Here is a 230-nt window from a genome sequence, read left to right on the forward strand (position 1 = left end):
GTTCTGGAGGGGACCATGCGCCACACGAAATCACGCCTGTTCGACGAGCGAGTACCGGTGCGGCGACCGTCGCGCACCCTCTCCTCCGTCGTCACGATCCTCCTGGCGGCTGTCTCTTATACACATCTCCGAGCCCACGAGACACTCGCTAATCTGGGGGGGGGGGTGGTGTTTTTGGGGGGGGGGGGGGGGGGGGGGGGGGGGGGGGGGGGGGGGGGGGGGGGGGGGGG

The 230-nt window shown here is 71.3% G+C and carries 1 protein-coding gene; it reads right to left on the minus strand.

Annotated features, from left to right (window positions below):
- Positions 1-30: 30 nt before the first annotated feature.
- Positions 31-230 (minus strand): hypothetical protein (locus ACPYOG_RS21090; protein WP_481295986.1); only part of this gene is annotated, 200 nt, incomplete at its 5' end.

The organism is Leifsonia sp. HAY1-4F (genome assembly GCF_056755275.1).